Annotated in this window: 16 protein-coding genes, 1 pseudogene and 1 riboswitch; of the genes and pseudogenes, 11 read left to right on the top strand and 6 right to left on the bottom strand. The window is 61.9% G+C overall.

Going from position 1 to position 20,927, the window contains the following annotated elements:
• Positions 1-17: 17 nt before the first annotated feature.
• Positions 18-872, bottom strand: a complete 855-nt coding sequence (locus ACE3OA_RS13430; protein ID WP_374311455.1) for a division plane positioning ATPase MipZ — start codon at positions 870-872, stop codon at positions 18-20.
• Positions 873-874: 2 nt separating this feature from the next.
• The gene (locus ACE3OA_RS13425) at positions 875-2,938 is read right to left on the bottom strand and encodes a molybdopterin oxidoreductase family protein (protein ID WP_374311453.1); all 2,064 of its coding nucleotides are present in this window, start codon (positions 2,936-2,938) and stop codon (positions 875-877) included.
• A 123-nt stretch (positions 2,939-3,061) separates the two neighbouring features.
• Here ACE3OA_RS13425 and ACE3OA_RS13420 point away from each other — a divergent pair, with 123 nt between their 5' ends.
• Positions 3,062-3,925: a DMT family transporter gene (locus ACE3OA_RS13420; RefSeq protein ID WP_374311451.1), complete on the top strand. Its 864-nt coding sequence runs from the start codon at positions 3,062-3,064 to the stop codon at positions 3,923-3,925.
• Here ACE3OA_RS13420 and ACE3OA_RS13415 read toward each other — a convergent pair whose 3' ends face one another.
• The 4 genes and pseudogenes from ACE3OA_RS13415 to ACE3OA_RS13400 all read right to left on the bottom strand — a co-directional run bounded on the left by ACE3OA_RS13415 (position 3,926) and on the right by ACE3OA_RS13400 (position 7,298).
• On the bottom strand, positions 3,926-4,516 hold the full coding sequence (locus ACE3OA_RS13415) for a hypothetical protein (RefSeq protein ID WP_374311449.1): 591 nt from the start codon (positions 4,514-4,516) through the stop codon (positions 3,926-3,928).
• An 83-nt stretch (positions 4,517-4,599) separates the two neighbouring features.
• Positions 4,600-5,289, bottom strand: coding sequence for a DUF1028 domain-containing protein (locus ACE3OA_RS13410; RefSeq protein ID WP_374311447.1), 690 nt, complete (start codon positions 5,287-5,289; stop codon positions 4,600-4,602).
• A gap of 140 nt (positions 5,290-5,429) precedes the next feature.
• A pseudogene (locus ACE3OA_RS13405) lies at positions 5,430-5,828 on the bottom strand (Rid family hydrolase); the annotation flags it as partial.
• Positions 5,829-5,831: 3 nt separating this feature from the next.
• Positions 5,832-7,298 (bottom strand): 4-hydroxyphenylacetate 3-hydroxylase family protein, encoded by a 1,467-nt coding sequence (locus ACE3OA_RS13400; RefSeq protein WP_374311445.1) that lies wholly within the window; start codon positions 7,296-7,298, stop codon positions 5,832-5,834.
• A 113-nt stretch (positions 7,299-7,411) separates the two neighbouring features.
• On the opposite strand from ACE3OA_RS13400, the gene ACE3OA_RS13395 reads away from it, so the two are divergent.
• The 10 genes from ACE3OA_RS13395 (at position 7,412) to ACE3OA_RS13350 (ending at position 20,917) form a co-directional block, all read left to right on the top strand.
• The gene (locus ACE3OA_RS13395) at positions 7,412-8,314 is read left to right on the top strand and encodes a LysR family transcriptional regulator (protein WP_374311443.1); all 903 of its coding nucleotides are present in this window, start codon (positions 7,412-7,414) and stop codon (positions 8,312-8,314) included.
• A gap of 329 nt (positions 8,315-8,643) precedes the next feature.
• Positions 8,644-9,165, top strand: a complete 522-nt coding sequence (locus tag ACE3OA_RS13390; RefSeq protein WP_374311442.1) for a TRAP transporter small permease subunit — start codon at positions 8,644-8,646, stop codon at positions 9,163-9,165.
• Complete coding sequence (locus ACE3OA_RS13385) at positions 9,162-10,499, top strand: TRAP transporter large permease subunit (protein ID WP_374311440.1); 1,338 nt, start codon at positions 9,162-9,164, stop codon at positions 10,497-10,499. Before ACE3OA_RS13390 ends, ACE3OA_RS13385 begins: the two co-directional genes overlap by 4 nt.
• A gap of 59 nt (positions 10,500-10,558) precedes the next feature.
• Positions 10,559-11,653, top strand: coding sequence for a TRAP transporter substrate-binding protein DctP (gene dctP / locus ACE3OA_RS13380; protein WP_374311438.1), 1,095 nt, complete (start codon positions 10,559-10,561; stop codon positions 11,651-11,653).
• Between the two features lie 308 nt (positions 11,654-11,961).
• On the top strand, positions 11,962-13,512 hold the full coding sequence (locus ACE3OA_RS13375) for an amino acid permease (protein ID WP_374311436.1): 1,551 nt from the start codon (positions 11,962-11,964) through the stop codon (positions 13,510-13,512).
• Between the two features lie 109 nt (positions 13,513-13,621).
• Positions 13,622-13,726, top strand: a riboswitch (glycine riboswitch).
• A 246-nt stretch (positions 13,727-13,972) separates the two neighbouring features.
• Positions 13,973-15,346, top strand: coding sequence for a glutamine synthetase family protein (locus ACE3OA_RS13370; protein ID WP_374311434.1), 1,374 nt, complete (start codon positions 13,973-13,975; stop codon positions 15,344-15,346).
• 71 nt (positions 15,347-15,417) lie between these two features.
• On the top strand, positions 15,418-16,809 hold the full coding sequence (locus tag ACE3OA_RS13365; RefSeq protein ID WP_374311432.1) for an aldehyde dehydrogenase family protein: 1,392 nt from the start codon (positions 15,418-15,420) through the stop codon (positions 16,807-16,809).
• A gap of 98 nt (positions 16,810-16,907) precedes the next feature.
• The gene (locus ACE3OA_RS13360) at positions 16,908-18,263 is read left to right on the top strand and encodes an NAD(P)/FAD-dependent oxidoreductase (protein ID WP_374311430.1); all 1,356 of its coding nucleotides are present in this window, start codon (positions 16,908-16,910) and stop codon (positions 18,261-18,263) included.
• Positions 18,260-19,477: an NAD(P)/FAD-dependent oxidoreductase gene (locus tag ACE3OA_RS13355; RefSeq protein WP_374311428.1), complete on the top strand. Its 1,218-nt coding sequence runs from the start codon at positions 18,260-18,262 to the stop codon at positions 19,475-19,477. Before ACE3OA_RS13360 ends, ACE3OA_RS13355 begins: the two co-directional genes overlap by 4 nt.
• Positions 19,478-19,489: 12 nt before the next feature.
• The gene (locus ACE3OA_RS13350) at positions 19,490-20,917 is read left to right on the top strand and encodes an FGGY family carbohydrate kinase (protein WP_374311426.1); all 1,428 of its coding nucleotides are present in this window, start codon (positions 19,490-19,492) and stop codon (positions 20,915-20,917) included.
• Positions 20,918-20,927: the final 10 nt, after the last annotated feature.

The following is a 20,927-nucleotide window of genomic DNA, read 5'->3' as shown; positions in this document are numbered from 1 at the left end:
AAATTCGGCGGGGAAAACTAGGCCGGGATTTGGGAGGTGGGGGATTCCTCCCTCGGCAGCAGGTTCAGGGCCTCCAGCAGGTCGCGCACTTCCTGGCGCGCCGCCACATGAGACATGCGCCATTGCACCCCGGCATCCTTGCGCGACAGATCGAGCAAGGTGAGGCCGCGGGGAAACAACTCGCGGAAGATGACGCGCTCGGTGAAACCCGGCGCAATGCGGAAGCCGATGCGCTTGGCCAATTGTTCCAGCAGCTTGCCGATGTCGCGTTTGTTGCGCGCATCGAGGCTGGACAGGCGGTTGCGCATCACCACCCAGTCGATCGGCCTGCCGCCGGCCATGGCGCGGCGCTTCCGCTGCTCCCATACCGTTTCGGCATAGACACTGGGGCGGCGGATGCTCTGCCCCTCATCCTCGATGCGCCCGAACAGATCGAGATCCAGGAAACTGTCGTTCAACGGCGAGATCAAGGTATCGGCCCGGATATGCGCCGCGCGCGAAAGCGCGCTGTCGCTGCCGGGCGTGTCGATGACGATGAAGTCGTTGCCCGCCAATTGTTCGAGGGCTGCGGCCAGATTGGCCTCGTCCTCCCGCGTCGCCGCTTCGCGGCTGTCCGCCTTGCTCTGGTTGATCGGGATATGCTCCGGCATCGGCAGCGGCGTCAGCATCGCGTCCACGGTCTTGCGCCGGTTCTCGACATAGCGCGAGAGCGAGCCCTGGCGTGCGTCGAGATCGATCGAGCCAACGCGCTTGCCGGCCGCCAGCAACGCCACGATGAGGTGCATCGCCGTGGTCGACTTGCCGGAGCCGCCCTTTTCATTGCCCAACACGATTACATGGGGGCCGATGCTATGTGGACCGGATTTGGTCATGATCAGGCAGGCCTGACCCAGACGGCCGTATCGTGAAACACGGCACCGCCATCGGGCTTGCCGGCTTCGTCGCTGACCAGCGTGTTGACGCCGAGCCCGCCGCGGAAATCGGCGTTGCCCCACAGGCTCTCGATCACCACCACGCCGGGCAGGAGCCCGTCGAAGAATTTGGCGTGGAGGCCGACGACACCCTGCCTGTTGCCCACTTCGATTTCGGCACCATCGGCGATTGCGTAGCGTGCCGCGTCGTCCGGATGAATCAGCAAGGTGGGACGGCCTTCCCGGGCGCGCGAGGTTGGGGTCGGGGTGAAGGTCGAGTTCAGAAATTGCCGCGCCGGCGCCGTCACCAGGCGCAGCGGATGTTCCGCCGTCGCCGCATCGTTGAGCGGTGCATAATCCGGCAAGGATGGCAGCCCCTCGATATCCGGTCCGATCGCAGCCCAATCCGGCTTGAAGCGAAATTTCTTATCCGGGTGACCGAACCCGTTGAGGAAATGTGTCGTCTCGAAATCCAGCACACAATCTTTCCAGCGGGCAGCGTAGAGGGTCTGCGCATCCGGATGACCGGACAGTTTCAGTGTTTCGTCGATGATTTCCCATTCCGTCATCGAGAAACCGGGGTGATGGCAGCCCAGGCGCTTGGCGAGTTCCGAGAGCACAAAGTGGTTCGGCCGCGCTTCGCCCAATGACTCCACCACCTTGCGGGTCACCTGTAGATGGGTGTGGCCGCTGGCGCGGTAGATATCGTCATGCTCAAGGAAGGTCGTGGCCGGCAGCACGATATCCGCCATCGCCGCCGTTTCGGTCATGAACTGCTCATGCACCGCGACGAACAGATCGTCGCGCAGGAAACCCTGCCGCACCAAATTCGAGTTCGGGCAGACATTCATCGGGTTGGTATTCTGGATAATCATCGCCGTGACCGGCGGCCCGTCGCCCAGGTCCCGCTTATCGCCCGTCAGCACGGCACCGAGACGCGACTGGTCGAGTTCACGGACGCTTGTGTCCTTGAGATCGAGGCCCATGATGAGGCGATTGTCGATATGATAGATCGCGCGGTTGGAGTAATGCGCACCGCCGCCCTTCTCCGCCCAAGCCCCTGTGACCGTCGGCAGACAGGAAACGGCATGGAGACTGACGGCCCCGTTCCGCGTGCGGGAGAAGCCGTATCCGACCCGGATGAAACTCTTCTTGGTGCGGCCATAGAGGCGCGCAAAGTCGCGGATCGTCGCAGCCGGAATGCCGGTGATGCCTTCCGCCCATTCCGGCGACCGGTTGGCCACATGGCGCTCCAGCTCGTCCGGCGCATCGGCGTAACGCGCGAGATAGGCGCGGTCCGCATAGCCTTCCGCAAACAGCACATGCATCACCGCCACGGCCAACGCGGCATCGGTTCCAGGGCGCAGCATGAGATGCTGGTCAGCCGCTTCCGCCGTACCGGTGCGGTAAGGATCAACCACGATCAACTTGGCGCCGCGCGCCTTCCGTGCGCGGGCGACGTGAGTCATCACATTGACCTGGGTCGCGACCGGATTGCCGCCCCATACGATGATGAGATCGCTCTCGGCGAGTTCCCGCGTATCGACGCCGCGCATCACCCCGACACCCGCCTGCCAGCCGGCATCGGAAAGCGAGACGCAGATCGTGCTCTTCTGGCGCGAGTATTTCTTTTCGTGCGTAAGGCGATAGATGCCATCGCGCTGCACCAGGCCCATCGTGCCGGCGTAGTAATAGGGAAAGACCGCTTCCGCACCATGGCGCTGCTCGGCGCGCTGGAACCGATCGGCAATCTCGTCAAGCGCCTGCGCCCAGGTGATCGGCTGGAAGGCCGCACGGCCAACACCCTTGGCGCCCACGCGACGCAAAGGGACGTCGAGCCGGTCCGGGTGATGTTGCCGCTCGGCATAGCGCGCGACCTTGGCGCAAATGACTCCGGCCGTGTAACTGTTGTCCTTGGCGCCATGGATGCGCCCGATCCGGGTCGGCGAGATGCGCTCCACTTCAAGCGCACAGGTCGAAGGACAATCATGCGGACAGGCCGAGGGGACGATGTCGAAAGGCGCCATTCTTCAATGCCATAGCCAAGGGATGGCCGAACGGCCATAATCGCCGGCACTGTACCTCCTCGGACCCGCCCCGGCAACGTGACTTCCCCCACCTCAACCAGTACCGCCCCAGCCAATAGCGCCTTGCGCAACCGGCCCCGAATCGCCGTGGTCTATATGCTGGCCGCCTCGCTGCTGCTGGTCGGCATGGATGGGCTGGTCAAATGGCTGGCCGACGATCGCGGCTATCACGTCACGCAGATCGCCTTCCTGCGCTATTTCGTCTGTCTCTTCATCGCCTTGGGACTGGCGCGGATGTCACCGCAAGGGCTGGGCGGCCTGCATACGCGGCGCTTGCCGGGGCATCTCTGGCGTTCGGTCTGCAACCTCATCACCATGCTGACCTTCTATGTCTCCCTACAATTGATTCCGCTACCCAACGCCGTATCGATCGGGCTTGCGGCGCCCATCTTCATGACCATGCTGTCGATTCCCCTGCTCGGCGAAAAGGTCGGGCCGGGCCGGTGGGTCGCCGTGGGCGCCGGCTTCATCGGCATCCTGCTCATCATGCGCCCCGAAGGAGATGTGATTGAATGGGGTTCGGTTTCAGCGCTCGTCTCGGCGGTGTTCTGGGCCTTCACCCTGGTCTCGTCGCGCCAGCTCTCCTCATCCGAATCGACGCACACGATCCTCTTCTACTATGCCCTCACGGTCGTGATCGTCCTGGGCATCGCCATGTTCTGGTTCTGGCGCACGCCGCCGCTTGAGGATGCGCTGCTGTTTCTGGCCGTCGGCATCGCCGGCACCTGTGGGCAGTTCTGCCTCAACCAGGCCTTCCGCTATGGCGAGGTTTCGATGCTGGCACCGCTCGACTATACCGGCCTGGTCTGGGCGATGATCCTCGGCGCACTGATCTGGGGCGACTGGCCGACCACCTACATGCTCGCCGGATCCGGGATCGTCATCGCCTGCTGCCTCTATATCTTGAGGAGCGGCAAGAGAGCCTGACTAGGGTAGTTCCGAATAGAGCTGCTCTGCCCACCGCGTCACGTCGACATAGACCCGCTCGATCTTGTTTTCGTCGGTGCGGTATTCCGTAACGCTCAAGAACCGGCGCCGATCAGTCAGCAATTGCGAAGACCGCCAATTTGCATTGTTAAAATGAGCGTATGAGCAAAGCATACCCGCCCCCACTTCCGTAAGGTCGGAATCCCAACCTTCGACCATCATGGCCTCATCAGACGATTTACCATCACCAACACATTTGAGGCTGGCGGGCATGTTGGGCGGCGAGCTCATTTGTGCAAGAACGGAAAGACCATACCCCAAACCGATTGCACTGTATTTCTTATCGGTCATCGCCTTGTCGTCACCCGCAACCACCACCGCTTTATCTTGAAAAAACAGCGCGCCGGCCAGAAATGTGAACGGAGGAGCGGGTAGCGGAAAAGCTTCTTGGAGCCCCCACATCTCAGCAATTGAATAGCTCCACACTTCGACATTTTCGGCTGCTGTAGCGGTCGATGCGCCAGCCACAGCTATGGCTAAGGAGGTAGCAATCATTGGGCCGGTTAGGAACCAAGCAACTCGCGCGCGCATCAATATGCTCTCACTCTTATTGAGTGAGCTTCACCATGCCTCTATGGCAATTAGGTGTCAATCCGCATCGAATAGCGTAATCCCTACTTCTCCTCGCCCATGTCGCCGGGCACGCCATAGGATGGCGCGGCATTGGGATCGAGCGCGCGGGTGATATAGGCGTCCATTTGCGGCTGGTAATCCTCCCACAGGCGCTTCAGGCGCACGATGGGATTGTCATCGCTCCAATCGATGCGGAGATCGACCAGCGGCCAGTTCTGCTCATGGACGACAAGAAGGCCGGCGGAATGCACCGGCCCCATTTCGCCGCCGGCGACGATTCCGGCTTCCAACCCCAGCAACAGCCGGTCGGCGAGATGCCGGCCCTTCGACTGCACGAAGGCCTTCACCATCGCGGCCGGCACATCCGGGTTCTGCAGCAGGTTGCCGGCGGCGATGCAATCCTCGCCCGGCGCCACATTGTTGGTGCCGAGTGTCTTGGCCCCGGACCAGAAGGCCGCATGGCCCCTTTTGTCGATCATCGTCACCTGGCGGTGCTCGGGCGAAGGAGCCTTCGCCATCAGCGCATTCATCGCTTCCGGCGCACTCATGCCCTTCTCTAGAAGATCGAGCCCCTGATTGCCCAGCCGCGGATCGGTCACATTCTGCGTCGCCACCGCGCCGACGCCGGCCCTGGCCCAGGGACAGCGTGACGCGACGGCGATCGACGAGGTGGTGATGGCCACACCGAACATTCCGGTTTCAGCGCAGCGACCGACAAGCGAGAAGGTCATGGATGGCTCGTTCCTTATTTCTTGCGGGCCGCCCTCTTCTTTGCCGGCTTCCTGGCGCGGTCCGCCTTGTCGGCGGTATCCTTCCACTGCAAGGCGGCGGGCGGCTCCTGAACGCTCTTCATACGACTTTCCGGGATCACCGCATAGGCGTCGATTTCCATCACCCATTCCGGCCGGGCAAGGCCCTGGACAACCAGGCCGGTCGAGACCGGATAGACACCTTTGAGATGCTTACCGATCACCCGGTAGACATCCTCGCGATAGCGCGGATCGGTGATGTAGATGACGATCTTGCAGATATCGGCAAGCTTGCCGCCCTGCTCTTCCAGCAATTGCTTCACATTGCGCATGGCCTGTTCGGTCTGGGCCGCCGCGTCGCCGACGCCGACCATCGAGCCATCCAACGCCTGGCCGACCTGGCCGCGCAGGAAGATGGTATTGCCGGCACGCACCGACATGGAGAGGTCGTTGTCGAGGCTCTGTTCCGGATAGGTCTTCTTGGTGTTGAACTTGCGCAAACGTACATGGCTGTAGGTCATGGCTTATTTCTTCTTCCATTGATCAAGGACACGGTCGGACAGGCCCGCGCAATCTTTTACATAGGAAAGTGCGCTGGTCATGTCGAAATTCATATAGATCGAATTGAGATGCGCAAAGGGCGGTGACTGGGCGAAGAGTTCGAAGGTCACCATATGCCCGGCGCGGTCGGAATTCAGCAGATCGCGCGCGAAGGCCAGCAGCTTGCGGCGGTCCTCGGCCTGCCAGAATTCGTTGACCGAATAGTATTTTTCCATCCAATCCTTGATCTCGGGATTGTCGAACGTGGCCTTGTCCGGGGTGACGCAGATCTGGCCGCCGCACAATTCGCGCGCCAGATGCATCATCGCCGGCAGTTGGTTGATCGCCGCATAGCGCCCGGTATAGAGGAGCGACTGATTGGGCATGAGAAGGCCGCCCGGGCTCTTCTCCGCCATCGCAATCGCCGCGGTAAGATGTGCGTTGATGCTCTCACGGTACTGCATCAGCAAAGCGAGCTTCTCGCGCACCGCTTGCTGGGCATCGAGGCCGGTCTGCTTGGCGTTGAAGGCGGCAGCACCCAGCATCAGGTCGGCTATATAAAGGAGCCGCAGCGTGAAGGGGAAAGCGCTGTAGCGGTGCAGCGTGCCGCGGATGAACGCCGCCGCCCGCGTGTGACGATAGAACAGTACGTTCTCCCACGGGATCAGCACGTCGTCGAAGATCAGCAGCGTATCGACTTCATCGGCCCGGTTGGAGAGCGGATAGTCGTCGGCCGAGGCGCGGCCGGTGAAGCCTGTGCGGCAGATATGCTTGAGGCCCGGCGAGCCCATGTCGCAGATGAAGCCGAGCGCATAATCGCTGAGCTTGTCGTCACCCCAGTTGGCGATGGTGGGTTTGACGAAGGCCTGGTTGGCGTAGGCCGCTGCCGTCTCATATTTGGCGCCACGCACGATGATGCCCTTGTCTGTCTCCTTGACCAGATGCAGCAGCATATCCGGGTCCTGGTCCTGCGGGCGTTTGGAGCGGTCGCCCTTGGGATCCGTGTTGGCCGAGACATGGAAGGTGTCGGAGTTCAGCACATGCTGGATATGGTGCTCAATATTCTTCGAGAATTGCGGATCGACCTCGTTGAGGATATCCCGCCCGTCATAGAGCGACCACATCTCGCCCACGGTTTCGTCGCCAACGCGCACGGCATAGCCCTTGATATCGCGCATGACGGTGTCGATGGCGCGGCGCTTGGCATGCCAGTCCTCTTGGGTGTGCGGCAGCTTGTAACCGATGCAATTCTCCTGCCCCGACTTATCGTCGCGGTAGGACATGACGGGTTTGGTCTTGGCCTCATGCGCCATGTCGTAGATGCGGGCGCGGACGTCGACAATCGGCTTGAAAGCCGGATGGGTCGTCACGTCCTTGACCCGTTCGCCATTGATCCAGATCTGACGGCCGTCCTTCAGGCTGTCGCGATATTGGGCCCCGGTCCGCAGCATTGATTAATTCCCCCTGTCGGAAGCGTTGGGATGCGTTCAATTCGCATTATCTTGCCCATGGGCTTTGGTAATGAGAAAATCTTTTTATCTTTCGAATTGAATCGGATTTATCAATGCCGTTCACCTTGAAGCAGCTGCGCTATTTCGTGGCCACCGCCGAGACCGGCTCGGTCACCTTGGCCGCCCAGCGGGTCAATATCTCCCAGCCCTCGGTTTCGGCGGCGATTGCCGAACTGGAGTCGCGGTTCGGGGTGGATCTCTTCGTCCGCCATCACGCGCAGGGCCTGAGCCTCACGGCGGCGGGCCGCGAACTACTGACCGACGCCAAGAGCCTGCTGGACCATGCCGACGACGTCCGCCTGGGTGCGATGGGACTTGGCCAGGAGGTGGCGGGGGAACTGCATATCGGCTGCTTCCAGACCGTGGCGCCGCTGGTTCTGCCGCGCCTCATCGGTGCGCTCGTTGCCAGTCATCCGGAGATCAGCGTCAAATTGCACGAGTATCATGTGCAGGGCGTCCTTGATGGCCTGCGCGCCGGCGAGTTTGAATTCGCCCTCACCTACGATCTCGGCCTCGACGGCGATATCGAGTTCGAGGCACTGGCCGAAGTGCCGCTCCATTGCATCCTCGCCAAGGACCACCCGCTCGCCAAAGGTGACACGGTCGCCATCGCCGACCTCATCGCCTATCCGATGGTGCTGCTTGGCCTGCCGCACAGCCGCGATTATTTCCTCTCCATCATCTATGGGCTCGGCCTGCAACCGCGTGTCGCCTATGAAACGCCAAGCTTCGAGATGGTGCGCGGGCTGGTCGCCAATTCCGACGCCTTCTCGATCATGCATTCACGGCCTTTAAGCGAGTGGTCGCTGGATGGGCGCCGGCTGGTCTTCCTGCCGGTCAGGGAAAAGCTGCGCCCGACGCGCCTGGGGCTTGCGCGGCTGAAGAAGTTGCGACCGACCAAACGCGCCCTCGCCTTCACCGAGCTTTGCCGTCGGCATTTCTCGGCCTGTTCATGAGAGGCCGTCTTTTGCTGCACCGCAGGATGGCGCGAAACTATCTTAGGACAAGATCTTAGTCGGTTTCCATCAGGTGCCTGGCAATGAACCGCAACTGGCGACGCATCTTGTTTCACCCTACCTCAAGAATGTTGACCAATCGTTCTGACTTGTCTCTAGCCCTGTTTGCGCGGTAAGCATGCAGCAAGCTTTCTGACGGGAACCTGTCAGCAAGCAGGGTCGATTGAGGTGACCCTTATAAAGGAACGGGCTTGGTTGGCGTTTGAAACGCCCATCAATAAGCCCTCCGCAGGAGAGGTTTGGGGCAACGTATTTGGGGGAAAGTTGACGTGAGTAGCATACGCGGCCTGACCGCAGGCTACGTGCGGTTTACCGACCGCATGTCAAACTTCGTTGGTTACCTAGCAGCGGCATTGATCTTCGTGATGGGGGCGACGTTGATGTTCGACGCGTTCACCCGCAACGTCATCAACATGCCGGTGCATTGGGCGGTCGAGTTCACGCAGTTCACACTTGCCGCTTACTATTTCATGGGCGGAGCCTTCACGCTCAAGAACGACTCCCATGTCCGCATGGACCTCATCTATTCGTCTCTTTCGGAACGGGCGCGCGCACGGATCGATCTCGGGACCTCTGTCTGCCTGATCTTCTATTTGGTTGTGACACTGGTCGGCGGCATCTCCAGCCTGCAATACGCCATTGAAACCAACGAGAAGCGCTTCTCGATCTGGAATCCCTCCGTGATACCGATCAAAGCTTTGCTCGTTGCATGCCTCGTACTCATGCTGATGCAGGCAGTGGCCCTCGTTATCAAGAATGTTGGGACACTGCGCCGGGAGAACCTGTCATGAGCTACGAGATGATTGCTCTGCTCATGTTCAGCGGCATGCTGGTGCTGCTCGTCACGGGACAACGTGTGTTTGCCGCGATCGGCTTCGTCGCCATGGCTGCCGCTCTGATGCTCTACGGCCCAGGTGCGATCGAGCTGTCCTTCAACCAGGTGTTCAAGCTGTTCAACTGGTACGCCATGTTGACTCTGCCCATGTTCATCTACATGGGGTACATCCTCGCCGAGGCGGGCATCGCCGAGGACCTCTATAAGATGATGCACGTCTGGTTCGGACGGGTAAGCGGCGGCCTGGCCATCGGCACGATCCTCGTGATGGTGATCATTTCCGCCATGAACGGCCTTTCGGTTGCGGGCATGGCCATCGGCGCCACCATTGCTCTCCCTGAGATGTTGCGACGTGGATACGATAAGGTCCTCATCTCCGGCGTCGTGCAGGGCGGATCTTCACTCGGCATCCTCATCCCGCCTTCGGTGGTGATGGTGCTCTATGGCATGATTGCGCGTCAGCCGGTCTCCAAGCTTTGGTTCGCGGGCCTTGTCCCCGGGTTGATCATGGCTGCCCTCTTCGTTCTTTACGTCGTGATTCGTGCTCGCATGAATCCGAAGCTGGCACCGATCGTGCCGGAGGAAGAGCTGAAGATGCCACTGAAGGAGAAGTTGGCCCTGGCCCGGGCCGGCATCATCCCCTTCGCCATCTTCTTCTTCATGACGGGTCTCTTCGTTTTCGGCGTCACCAGTCTGGTCGAGAGCTCGGCCGTGGGAGCGACGTGTGCGACCCTGGCGGCTGTCATAAAGGGGCGCTTCACCTGGAAGCTGATCCGCGAAACATCGGTCAAGACACTGAACGTTTCGTGCATGTTCATGTGGCTCATTCTCGCAGCCCTCGCTTTCGGTACCGTGTTCGACGGACTCGGTGCCGTTAAGGCCCTGGAATTCTTCTTCCTGGAGAAGCTGGATCTCACCCCTTGGATGGTGATCATCGTGATGATGATCAGCTTCATCTTCATGGGCATGTTCCTCGACGACACCGCAATGCTGGTGATTGTCGCGCCGCTCTATATTCCGCTGGTGAAGCAGCTGGATCTCGGCTTCGATAACCAGTTGATCTGGTTCGGCGTGCTCTACACCATTACCTGCCAGATCGCCTATATCACCCCACCCTTCGGCTACAATCTCTTCCTGATGCGCTCCCTGGCGCCCAAGGAAATCACACTGGTCGACATCTACCGCTCGATCTGGCCGTTCGCGGTGATCATGGCGATCACGATTGCCCTGCTGATGTTGTTCCCTCAACTGGCACTTTGGCTGCCGGAACACATGTCGGTGAAAGGCTAGACGCTCGTTTCAAGAACGGAGCGCCGGTTCAGCTCCAAATCAACCCGCAGGAGGTAGTGATGACTGAAGAGACGAAGCCGCAAAGCCCATCCGACAAGATTCTGGCGACCAGGCGCAATTTCATGCGCAAGGCGGCCATCGGTGCAGGTGCGGTGGCCGCTGGTTCGACCATCGGCGCACCCTATGTCGTGGCGCAGACGGGTCCGATCAAATGGCGGCTGCAGACCTATTCGGGCGCCCCGCTCGGCGCCCACGTCATCAAGCCGCAGATCGAGGCTTTCAACAAGGCAGCCAATGGCGAGATGGAGATCGAGCTCTATTACGCCGACCAGCTCGTGCCGACAGCGGACCTGTTCCGCGCGTTGCAGAGCGGTGCCTTGGATGCGGTGCAATCCGACGAAGCGACCATGGCCTCGCCCGTCGATATCGCTGTCTTCGGCGGCTACTTTCCCTTCGCCACGCGCTATAGCCTCGATGTGCCGGCGCTGTTCCACTACTACGGCCTCAAGGAAATCTGGGAAGACGCCTATTCCGGCGTTGAGAATGTTACCTGGCTTTCCACCGGCGCGTGGGACCCGCTGCATATCTTCACCGTCGACAAGCCGATCCGCAGTCTGGCCGACATGAATGGCCTGCGCGTCTTCGGCGTGCCGACGGCGGGCAAGTTCCTTTCCAAATACGGTCTCGTGCCGGTCACGATTCCCTGGGATAACGTCGAAGTCGCCATGCAGACCGGCGAACTTGACGGTGTCGCCTGGTGCGGCTTCACCGAAGCCTATGAAGTGGGCTGGGCGGATGTCTGCAAATACGCGCTCGGCAACTCGGTCACCGGCGCCTGGTTCGGCAGCTACTTCGCCAATACGCCCAGCTGGCAGAAGGTGCCGCCGCATCTGCAGGAACTGTTCCGCGTCACCATCGACCAGTCGCATTACTATCGCGACATCTGGTACTGGGGTGGCGAAGCCAAGCTCCGTGTCGAGGGCGAGAAGATGGAAGTGACCCAGCTTTCTGATGCCGAATGGACCCAGGTCGTCAAGGATGCCGAGGGCTTCTGGGACGAAGTGGCCAATTCCAGCCCCCGGGCGGGCAAGGTGGTCGAGATCTTCAAGAAGTACTCGGCGAACATGGAGAAGGCAGGATACCCGTACCGCTAAACTGCCGTTCCACAGCCGCCGTCTAATTTAGACCAGCCCGCCTGGACCGGCGCGGCAACTATTCGAGCCAAAAGAGCCCCTGTCAGCTACCTGACAGGGGCTCTTTCTTTTCCGTTTATACCTTGGGCTAGAAGTTAACCCGTTCTTTACTTTCCGTTGGCCCGGAGCATACTCCAGCCAATCCGATTGGCCGGAATCGACCGTGTGAGTCGATAAAGGCCCACATCCTTCCGGGTGAGGGTCTGGTCAGCGCAGAGCCAACGGCGGGGAGTGCCGCTGCGCAGGACCGCAAACTGAGGGGGTTATAAATGTCTGTACCAAGTCATCATGATGAGGACGTAAAAGTCCTCCACAGCATGGGATATTCCCAGGAGCTGTCCCGCCGCATGGGCGGGTTCCAGAACTTCGCTATCTCGTTCTCGATCATCTGCATCCTCGCCGGCGGTATCGGCGCCTACACGGTCGCGTTCGGTGCTGCCGGCGGCGGCTCGATCGCCATCGGCTGGATCGTCGGTTCGGTCTTCGCCCTGCTCGTTGCAGCGGCCATGGGCCAGATCGCTTCCGCCTACCCGACCGCGGGCGGCCTCTATCACTGGGGTTCGATCCTCGGTGGCAAGGGCTGGGGCTGGGCCACGGCCTGGCTCAACCTCCTGGGCCTGCTCTTCGTCGTTTCCTCGGTCAATTACGGCGTCTACCTGCTGCTCAAGGACCTCGTCCTCGTCGGCGTGCTCGGCATGGATCCGGCAAGCTTCACCGGCACCCATCTGATCATCGCGGTGGCGGTCATCACGCTGACCCAGGCGATCCTCAACTATGTCGGCATCAAGGCGACGACGATCCTGACGGACTTCTCGGGCTACCTCATCATGGTGGTCTCGTTCGTGCTGATCGCCGGACTCCTCGTCGGCTCGCCGGTGGAACTCGACTTCTCGCGCCTTGTGACCTTCACCAACAACACCGGTCCGGCTGGCGCCGAGACCTGGCCGGCGACGGGCAGCCTGCTGTTCGCCTTCATCCTCGGCCTGCTGCATGTCTGCTACACCATCACCGGGTTCGACGCTTCCGCCCACACGTCGGAAGAAACCCGCGATGCGCAGCGTGCGGTGCCGCGCGGCATGCTTTCCGCCGTGTTCTGGTCGGCCCTGTTCGGTTGGTTGCTGGTGGTGGCGGTCTTGCTTGCCATGCCGGACATGACCGAGGGTGCTTCCAAGGGCTGGTCGGTGTTCTTCTACGTGCTCGACTCCAGCTTGATGCCGGGCGTCGTCAAAGACGCGCTTGCCATCGGCATCGTGCTCGCGAACTATCTCTGCGCTCTTGCCGGCATGACCTCGCTCTCGCGTATGATCTATGCGTTTGCGCGCGATGGCGGCATCCCGGGTGCATCGAAATTCCTGCGTCAGGTCAGCCCGAAATATCGTACGCCGGGCGCCGCGATCTGGGTCGGTGCATTCCTCTGCTTCGTGCTCGGTCTCGTTGCCGGTAACGATGCCAACGCCTACATCATCCTGGCCTCGGGCTGCGCGGTGTTCCTCTACGTCTCCTACATCATGCCGATCGGCGCGGGCATCTTCGCCGAAGGCAAGACCTGGACGAAGAAGGGTCCGTTCAACCTCGGTGTCTGGTCGAAGCCGATTGCCGCTCTCGCCGTCATCGGCGGTGCGGTGCTGGCCTTCGTCGGCTTCCAGCCGCCCTATCAGCTCGTCGGCTACTTCCTCGCGGGGGCCGTCGCCGTGCTGATCGTGGTCTGGTTCGCCTTCGAGAAGAGCCGGTTCCCCGGCCCGCCGCTGACCGAAGCGGACGTCAAGGCCCGTCAGGCCGAGATCGCCAAGGAAGAAGCGGCGCTGGGTGGCGCTGGCTGATCCCACAGCAAATCAACAAACCATCTGGGGAGGCAGTGCAAACTGCCTCCCCTTTTGCTTTTTCGGCTTGACGTTTACACGGGCCAATCACACACTCCGCGCGCAAAATCCTCCGACCTAGGGAGAGATCGGTGCGTTCGCCCAATGGCTGCGCACCGGCGCCGAAGGAGCAACCGCCCCCGGAAACTCTCAGGCAAAAGGACCAGGTCGGAACCGTCAACTCTGGAAAGCAGGCGGCGGACGTCGCTGCCTCACCGACGGAGTAAACCGGCTCCGCCCATCACGGGCCCCGGTGAATCTCTCAGGTCTCAAGGACAGAGGGGGGCTCGCCGGCGAAAGGCATGCCGGCCGCACCAACCCGACGTCGGGGAGCCGCTTATCTCATCCAAGACACCATTGCCGCCTCATCTTGCGCGGCCTAAATTCCAATTCATCGATTGAACAGGGGGAGTCTTAAAAAATGCCGTTGAAACCGGAACAAGTTAAAACCGTTGCCCAGGCCAAGAAGATCGTCGAAGAGCGTGGCCTCACGCATATCAAGGTCGGCGTCTTCGATGGCGATGCCATCCTGCGCGGCAAGTACATGTCGAAGGCCAAGTTCTTCTCGGCGCTTGAAGGCGGCTTCGGCTTCTGCGACGTGGTGCTCGGCTGGGACAACCAGGACCAGCTCATCGACGGCCTCGACTATACCGGCTGGCACACGGCCTATCCCGACGCCTGGGCGCGCATCATCCCCGAGACCTGCCGCGACCTGCCGATGGAAGACAACGGCCTCTTCTTCATCTGCGAATTCGTCAACAAGGCGGAAGAGATCTGCGCCCGCGGCACCTTGCGCCGCGTCCTCGATCGCGCCGCCAAGATGGGCTTCGACGTCTATTCGGCGCTCGAGTTTGAATTCTTCATGTTCGACGAGACGCCGGAAAGCATCCGCGAAAAGAACTACAAGAATTTGACGCCGATGACCCCCGGCTGGTTCGGCTATTCGGTCATCCGCAATTCGGTCTGGTCCGAGCTTTACCAGGACATCCTCGACATGTGCGAAAAGATGCGCATGCCGATTGAGGGCCTGCACACAGAGACCGGCCCGGGCGTGCTTGAAGCGGCCCTTGGCGTCTGCTCGGCACTTGAAGCCGCCGACCGTGCAGCCCTCTTCAAGACCTTCATGAAGGTGCTGGCGCAGCGCCGCGGCCTGATGGCGACCTTCATGGCGAAGTGGTCCAATTCCTATCCCGGTCAGTCGGGCCACATCCACATTTCCTTGAAAGGCAAGGACGGCAAGGCTGTCTTCCACGACCCGAAGAAGCCGCACAACATCTCGGACAAGATGCGCTGGTTCATCGGCGGTCAGCAGACCCTGATGCCGGAAGTGCTCGGCATGGTCTCGCCGACCGTGAACTCCTATTCGCGCCTCATCCCCGGCTTCTGGGCGCCGACCAACGCCACCTGGGGTATCGAGAACCGCACCTGCGCGCTCCGCGTCATTCCGGGCTCCGAGAAATCGCAGCGCGTCGAATACCGCATCGCCGCCGCCGATTGTAACCCCTATCTGGCGCTCGCCGCCGCGATCGGGTCCGGCCTCTACGGTATCGAGCACAAGATCGAGCCGCAGGCCCCCATCGTCGGCAATTCCTATGAAATGAAGCACCCGGCGAAGCTCGATCTGCCGCAGACCCTGTGGGAAGCGGCGCAGCGCCTGCGCAAGTCGAAGGCCGCCCGCGACCTCTTCGGCGATGCCTTCGTCGAGCATCACGCCGGTACCCGCGAGCATGAGGAGCGCGAGTTCAGGAAGCACATCACCGATTGGGAACTCGCCCGCTACTTCGAAATCATCTAATCCAGCCGACAACGCCTGCCTCGACCGTCGAGGCAGGCGCTTTTCTTTCGTCCAACACCCTGAGGTACCTTATGGCCGCCATGCAGAAGACCATCACGCCGATCGACAGCACCGTTTATGTCGAGCGCCCCTACAACACGCCGGCGGAGATCGCGGCTACATTGCAGAATGCCGCCAAGGCGCAGAGGGAATGGCGGAAGGTCTCGATCGCCGAACGTGCCAGGATCCTCAACAAGGCCGTCGACGAGTTCCTCAAGGGCAAGGATCGCCACGCCGAGGAAATCACGCGCCAGATGGGCCGGCCGATCTCGCAAAGCCCGTTCGAAATGCGCGGCTTTGAAGAGCGTGCCCGCTTCATGATCAACCTGGCGCCCGAAGCTCTGGCCGATGTCAGCTTCACCGATAAGCCGGGATTTACCCGTGTCCTCCACCGCGAGCCGCTGGGCGTGGTCTTCATCGTGGCGCCGTGGAATTATCCGTACCTGACCTCGGTCAATGGCGTCGTCCCGGCGCTGATGGCCGGCAATGCCGTGGTTCTGAAGCACTCAGCCCAGACGCCGCTCTGCGCCGAGGATTTCCAGCAGGCCTTCGACGCCGCCGGCCTGCCCAAGGGCCTCTTCCAGCATCTCGTTCTCACCCATGACGACACCGCCAAGGTCATCGCGGCACCCGAAGTCGCCTATTGCAACTTCACCGGCTCGGTCGCCGGCGGCCATGCCGTGCAGCAGGCGGCACTTGGCAAGTTCATGGGCCTGGGCCTCGAGCTGGGCGGCAAGGACCCGGCCTATGTCCGCGCCGACGCCAACCTCGCCTACGCGGTCGAGAACCTGGTCGATGGCGCCATGTTCAATTCGGGCCAGTGCTGCTGCGCCATCGAACGCATCTATGTGCATGAAAGCCTCTACGACAAATTCGTCGACGGCTTCGTCGACCTCACCAGGAAGTACAAACTCGGCAATCCCCTCGACACCGCCACCAATCTGGGGCCGATGGTCCGCACCTCGGCGGCCGAATTCGTCCGCGGCCAGGTGGCCGATGCGGTTCGCCAGGGCGCCAAGGCCCTGATCGACACCAAGCAGTTTGCGGCCGACAAGCCGGGCACCCCCTATGTTGCTCCGCAGGTCCTGGTCAATGTTGACCATTCCATGTCGGTCATGTCGGAAGAGAGCTTCGGCCCGGTTATCGGCATCATGAAGGTGAAGAACGACGACGACGCCGTGAAGCTGATGAATGACAGCAAATACGGCCTCACCGCGGCACTCTGGACCATGGACGAAAAGGCCGCCCGCCAGATCGGCAATGAGCTCGAGACCGGCACGGTCTATATGAACCGTTGCGACTATCTCGACCCGGCTTTGGCCTGGGTCGGGGTCAAGGATTCGGGCCGCGGTGCCACCCTGTCTCGTGTCGGCTATGAAATGTTGACCCGCCCGAAATCGTTCCACTTCCGCACCCAAATCTGACCGCACATCCGCGTACGGGAAATCACGCGCCGGCTCATTCCGGCGCGTGATTTCTTTTCCTATCCATGGCAAACTCCGTCCCGACAGGGGACGAGATTTTGACCGATACCAATCATGCCCAAGTGGTGATCATTGGCGGCGGGGTGGTGGGCTGCGCCATCTTTCGACGTCTGGCCATGGCTGGCCGCAAGCCCGTGCTGCTCGAAGCCGGGCGCGATATCCTCTCGGGCGCCTCCAAGGGCAACAGCGCCCTGCTCCACACCGGTTTTGACGCACCGCATGGCTCGCTGGAGCTCTCCTGCATGCAGCAGGGCTACCGCGAATATCTTGCCATCCGGGAAAAGCTCAACCTGCCGCTGGTGAAATCTGGCGCCATCGTCGTCGCCTGGAACGATGAGGAACAGGCCAAGCTGGACGGCATCGTCGCCAAGGCGCATGACAACGGCGTCACGGACGTCACACGCATCGACCGCGAACAACTGCGCCGGATGGAGCCGCTGCTCTCGCCCAAGGCGTTGGGCGGCGTGCATGTGCCGGGCGAGCATATCATCGACCCCTGGTCGGCGCCGCTCGCCTACATCCATCAGGGGTTGGCCCATGGCGGCATCGTGCTGCGCGATTGCCGGGTCGAATCCGGTCATTTCGACGGTATCTGGCATCTCGCCACCAATCAGGGCGAAGTGACGGCCGATTGCGTCATCAATGCCGCCGGCAATCAGGGCGATGTCATTGAATCGATCAACCGCCCGGCACCCTTCAAGATCACGCCGCGCAAAGGCCAGTTCATCGTCTTCGACAAGCCGGCGGCACGGTTGTTGAAAGCGATCATTCTGCCGGTGCCGACCGAACGCACCAAAGGCGTCGTCATTTGCCGCACGGCCTTCGGCAATGTCCTGGTCGGTCCCACCGCCGAAGACCAGGAGGACCGGGTCCATGCCGCGGTCGATCAGGCGGCCCTGCGCCAGCTGGTCGCGCGCGGCAGCGAGATGCTGCCGGGTCTCGCCAATGTCGATGTCAGCGCCGTCTATGCCGGCCTTCGCCCGGCCACCGAATTCAAGGATTACCAGATCACGGCGCAACCGGATCGCCGCTGGATCACGGTGGCTGGCATACGCTCCACCGGCCTTACCGGCGCTCTCGGCATCGCCCAGCACGTCGCCGGACTCTACGCGGCAAGCTTCGGCCGGCTCGACGAGGCCGAACCGATCTGGACACCGGTTCCCAATCTTGCGGAGGAAAACCCGCGCCCTTATCAGAGCCCGCTCGGCGCCGAGATTGTCTGCCATTGCGAATGGGTCACGAAGGGTGAGATCGAAACGGCGCTCGATGGCCGCTTCCCTGCGGGCGATGTGGGCGGCCTGAAGCGCCGCACCCGCGCCATGATGGGCCGTTGCCAGGGCTTCTATTGCAGCGCCCATGTGATGGCGATCGCCGAAGGGAAGCTTGCGCCATGAGGACGCATGAGGTCGTTATCCTCGGCGCCGGCCCCGCCGGCCTCTCTGCCGCGGCGGAATTGAAGCGGCTTGGCCATCGCGACATCGTCATCATCGACCGCGAATCTCAAGGGGGCGGCATACCCCGCCATTGCGGCCATACCGGTTACGGCCTGCTGCAGTTCGGCCGTCTGATGACGGGCCCTGATTTCGCCAAGCGGCTCGTCGACAATGTCGGCGATCTTGATCTGCGCCTCGGCCATACGGTGCTGAAACTGGAACCGAACGGCCGCGTGCAGCTCACCGGCCCCAACGGACCGGAAACCCTGCAGGCACAAAAAGTCCTGCTGGCCATGGGTGCGCGCGAAACGCCGCGCAGCGCACGGCTTATTTCCGGCACGCGGCCCTGGGGCGTCATGAACACCGGCGCGCTGCAGCAATTCGCCTATCTGCACGGCAAGGCGCCGTTCCAACGCCCGATCATCGTCGGCTCGGAACTGGTTGCCTTTTCGGCGCTGCTGACGCTCGGCCATGTCGGCGTCAAGGCGGTGGCCATGATCGAGGAACGCGCGCGCATCACCGCCTGGCGGCCGGGCGATTGGGTGGCACGCGTCGCCTTCGGCGTGCCAGTCATGACCGGTTGCAGCGACCTCACCATTCTCGGCCAGCAACATGTCGAAGGCCTGTCCTTCACGCGCAATGGCAAGCAGCGTGTGCTCGACTGCGACGGCATCATTTTCGCCGGCCAGTTCCGCCCGGAGACTGGATTGCTCACCCAAAGCCATCTCGAACTCGACCCCGGCACCCGTGGCCCGGTCATCGACCAACTCTACCGCTGCACAGATCCGAGCTATTTTGCGACCGGCAATCTGCTGCGCGGCATCGAAACCGCTGGCCAATGCTACCGTGAAGGAAAATCGGCGGCCCACGCCATCCAGGCGGCGCTCGCCGACAAACTGCCCATACCGGCAGCACCCATCCGCATCGAAGCGACCGGAGCCTTGAGCTACGCCTATCCGCAGCGCCTCACCGGTCGCGGTCCTTATGACCCCCTGCTCTTCAAAGCGCGCGCCCGTGTGGCCACCAAAGGTACGCTGCGCGTCCTGGCCGATGGCCGCGAAATCTGGTCACGTCCGATCAACGTTCTGCCGGAACGGCGCATCGCCTGGCGTGTGCCGGCGGTCGACCTCACCGGCGTGCACCATCTCACCATCGATCTCACCCCGCGCAGCTGAGTTCCGTCAAACATGTCTGATTTCGTCCTCGCCATCGATCAAGGCACCACCGGCACCAAACTGCATCGCCTCTATGCGGATGGCCGTTTCCAGACTCTCGATGGGTTCGAGCATCGCCAGATCCTGCCGCAACCGGGCTGGGTCGAACATGACACGGAAGAATTGATCGGCCATCTCAATGCCTGCATCGGCACGACCAGCAGCGCAAAGGCCATCGGCATTGCCAATCAGGGCGAAACCGTCGTGGCCTGGGACGCGCAAACGAAGCGCGCCATCTACAATGCGATCGTCTGGCAGGATGCCCGCACCAATGACGCCATTGCCGCCCTGAAGGAAGCCGGCCACGAGGAGACGACGCTGGCGCGTGCCGGTCTTCCGCTCGACCCTTATTTTTCGGCCAGCAAGCTGCGCTGGCTGCTCGACAATGTCGAAGAGGCCAAGTTGCTGCGCAAACAGGGCCGTCTGCGCCTCGGCACCAGCGATGCCTTCTTCCTGGACCGGTTAGCAGGTACTTTTGCCACCGACGTTACCACGGCCTCTCGTACCAGCCTGATGAATCTCGAAACCCTGGCCTGGGACCCCGTGCTCTGCGACCTCTTCGGCGTGCCAATGGACTGCCTGCCGGAGATCCGCTCGACCGCCGACGATTTCGGCGTGATCGGCAAGATGCCGGTCACAGCCAGTGTCGTCGATCAGCAGGCAGCTCTCTTCGGCCATGGCTGCCGCCGCGCCGGCGACGCCAAGATCACCTTCGGCACCGGCGCCTTTGCGCTTTGCGTGGCCGGCGACAGACCCTTGCGCGATGTCGCGAGTGGCCTGCTGCCGACCATCGCCTGGCGTTTACGAGATGCGGCACCGGCCTATGCGCTCGATGGCGGTGTCTACAACGCCGCCTCCGCCGTCAACTGGGCGCGCAGCCTCGGCCTCTTCGGCGACTATGCCGAGATCGATTCCTTTGCCGCCGACAGTGCCATTTCCCGCGACCTCGCTTTCGTGCCGGCGCTGAGCGGTCTCGGTTGTCCCTATTGGGACCGGTCGGCTGCCGGCCTGTGGCTGGGCCTCGGCCTCGACACCACCAAGGCCGACATGATGCAGGCCTTGCTGGAAGGTGTGGCCTTGCGCGCCGGCGAAGTGATCGCCGCCATGTCGCGCCTTGCCCCCATCGGCACGCGCATCTCCATCGATGGCGGCCTCGCCAAGAACAGCTATTTCGGCCGCTTTGTGGCCGATGTGCTGGGCCGCGAGATCGTCATTCCTGCCAGTACTGAGCTGACCGGCCTCGGCACCGCGCAGCTGGCCCTCATCGGCGCCGGCTTGGCCACCATCGACACCCTGCCACCACCGCCCGCTCCCAAGGCGCGCCTGACTGCCGGGAAACTTGCCGACGCACATCGCATGAAGTTCCACACGGCGGTCGGCCGCAGCCGCAACTGGCGCTGAACCCGGTCTG

This window comes from Dongia sp., assembly GCF_041906375.1.
GTDB lineage: Bacteria > Pseudomonadota > Alphaproteobacteria > Dongiales > Dongiaceae > Dongia.
Note: the sequence above shows the minus strand (reverse complement) of the source record. Positions and strands in the feature narration are given on the sequence as shown.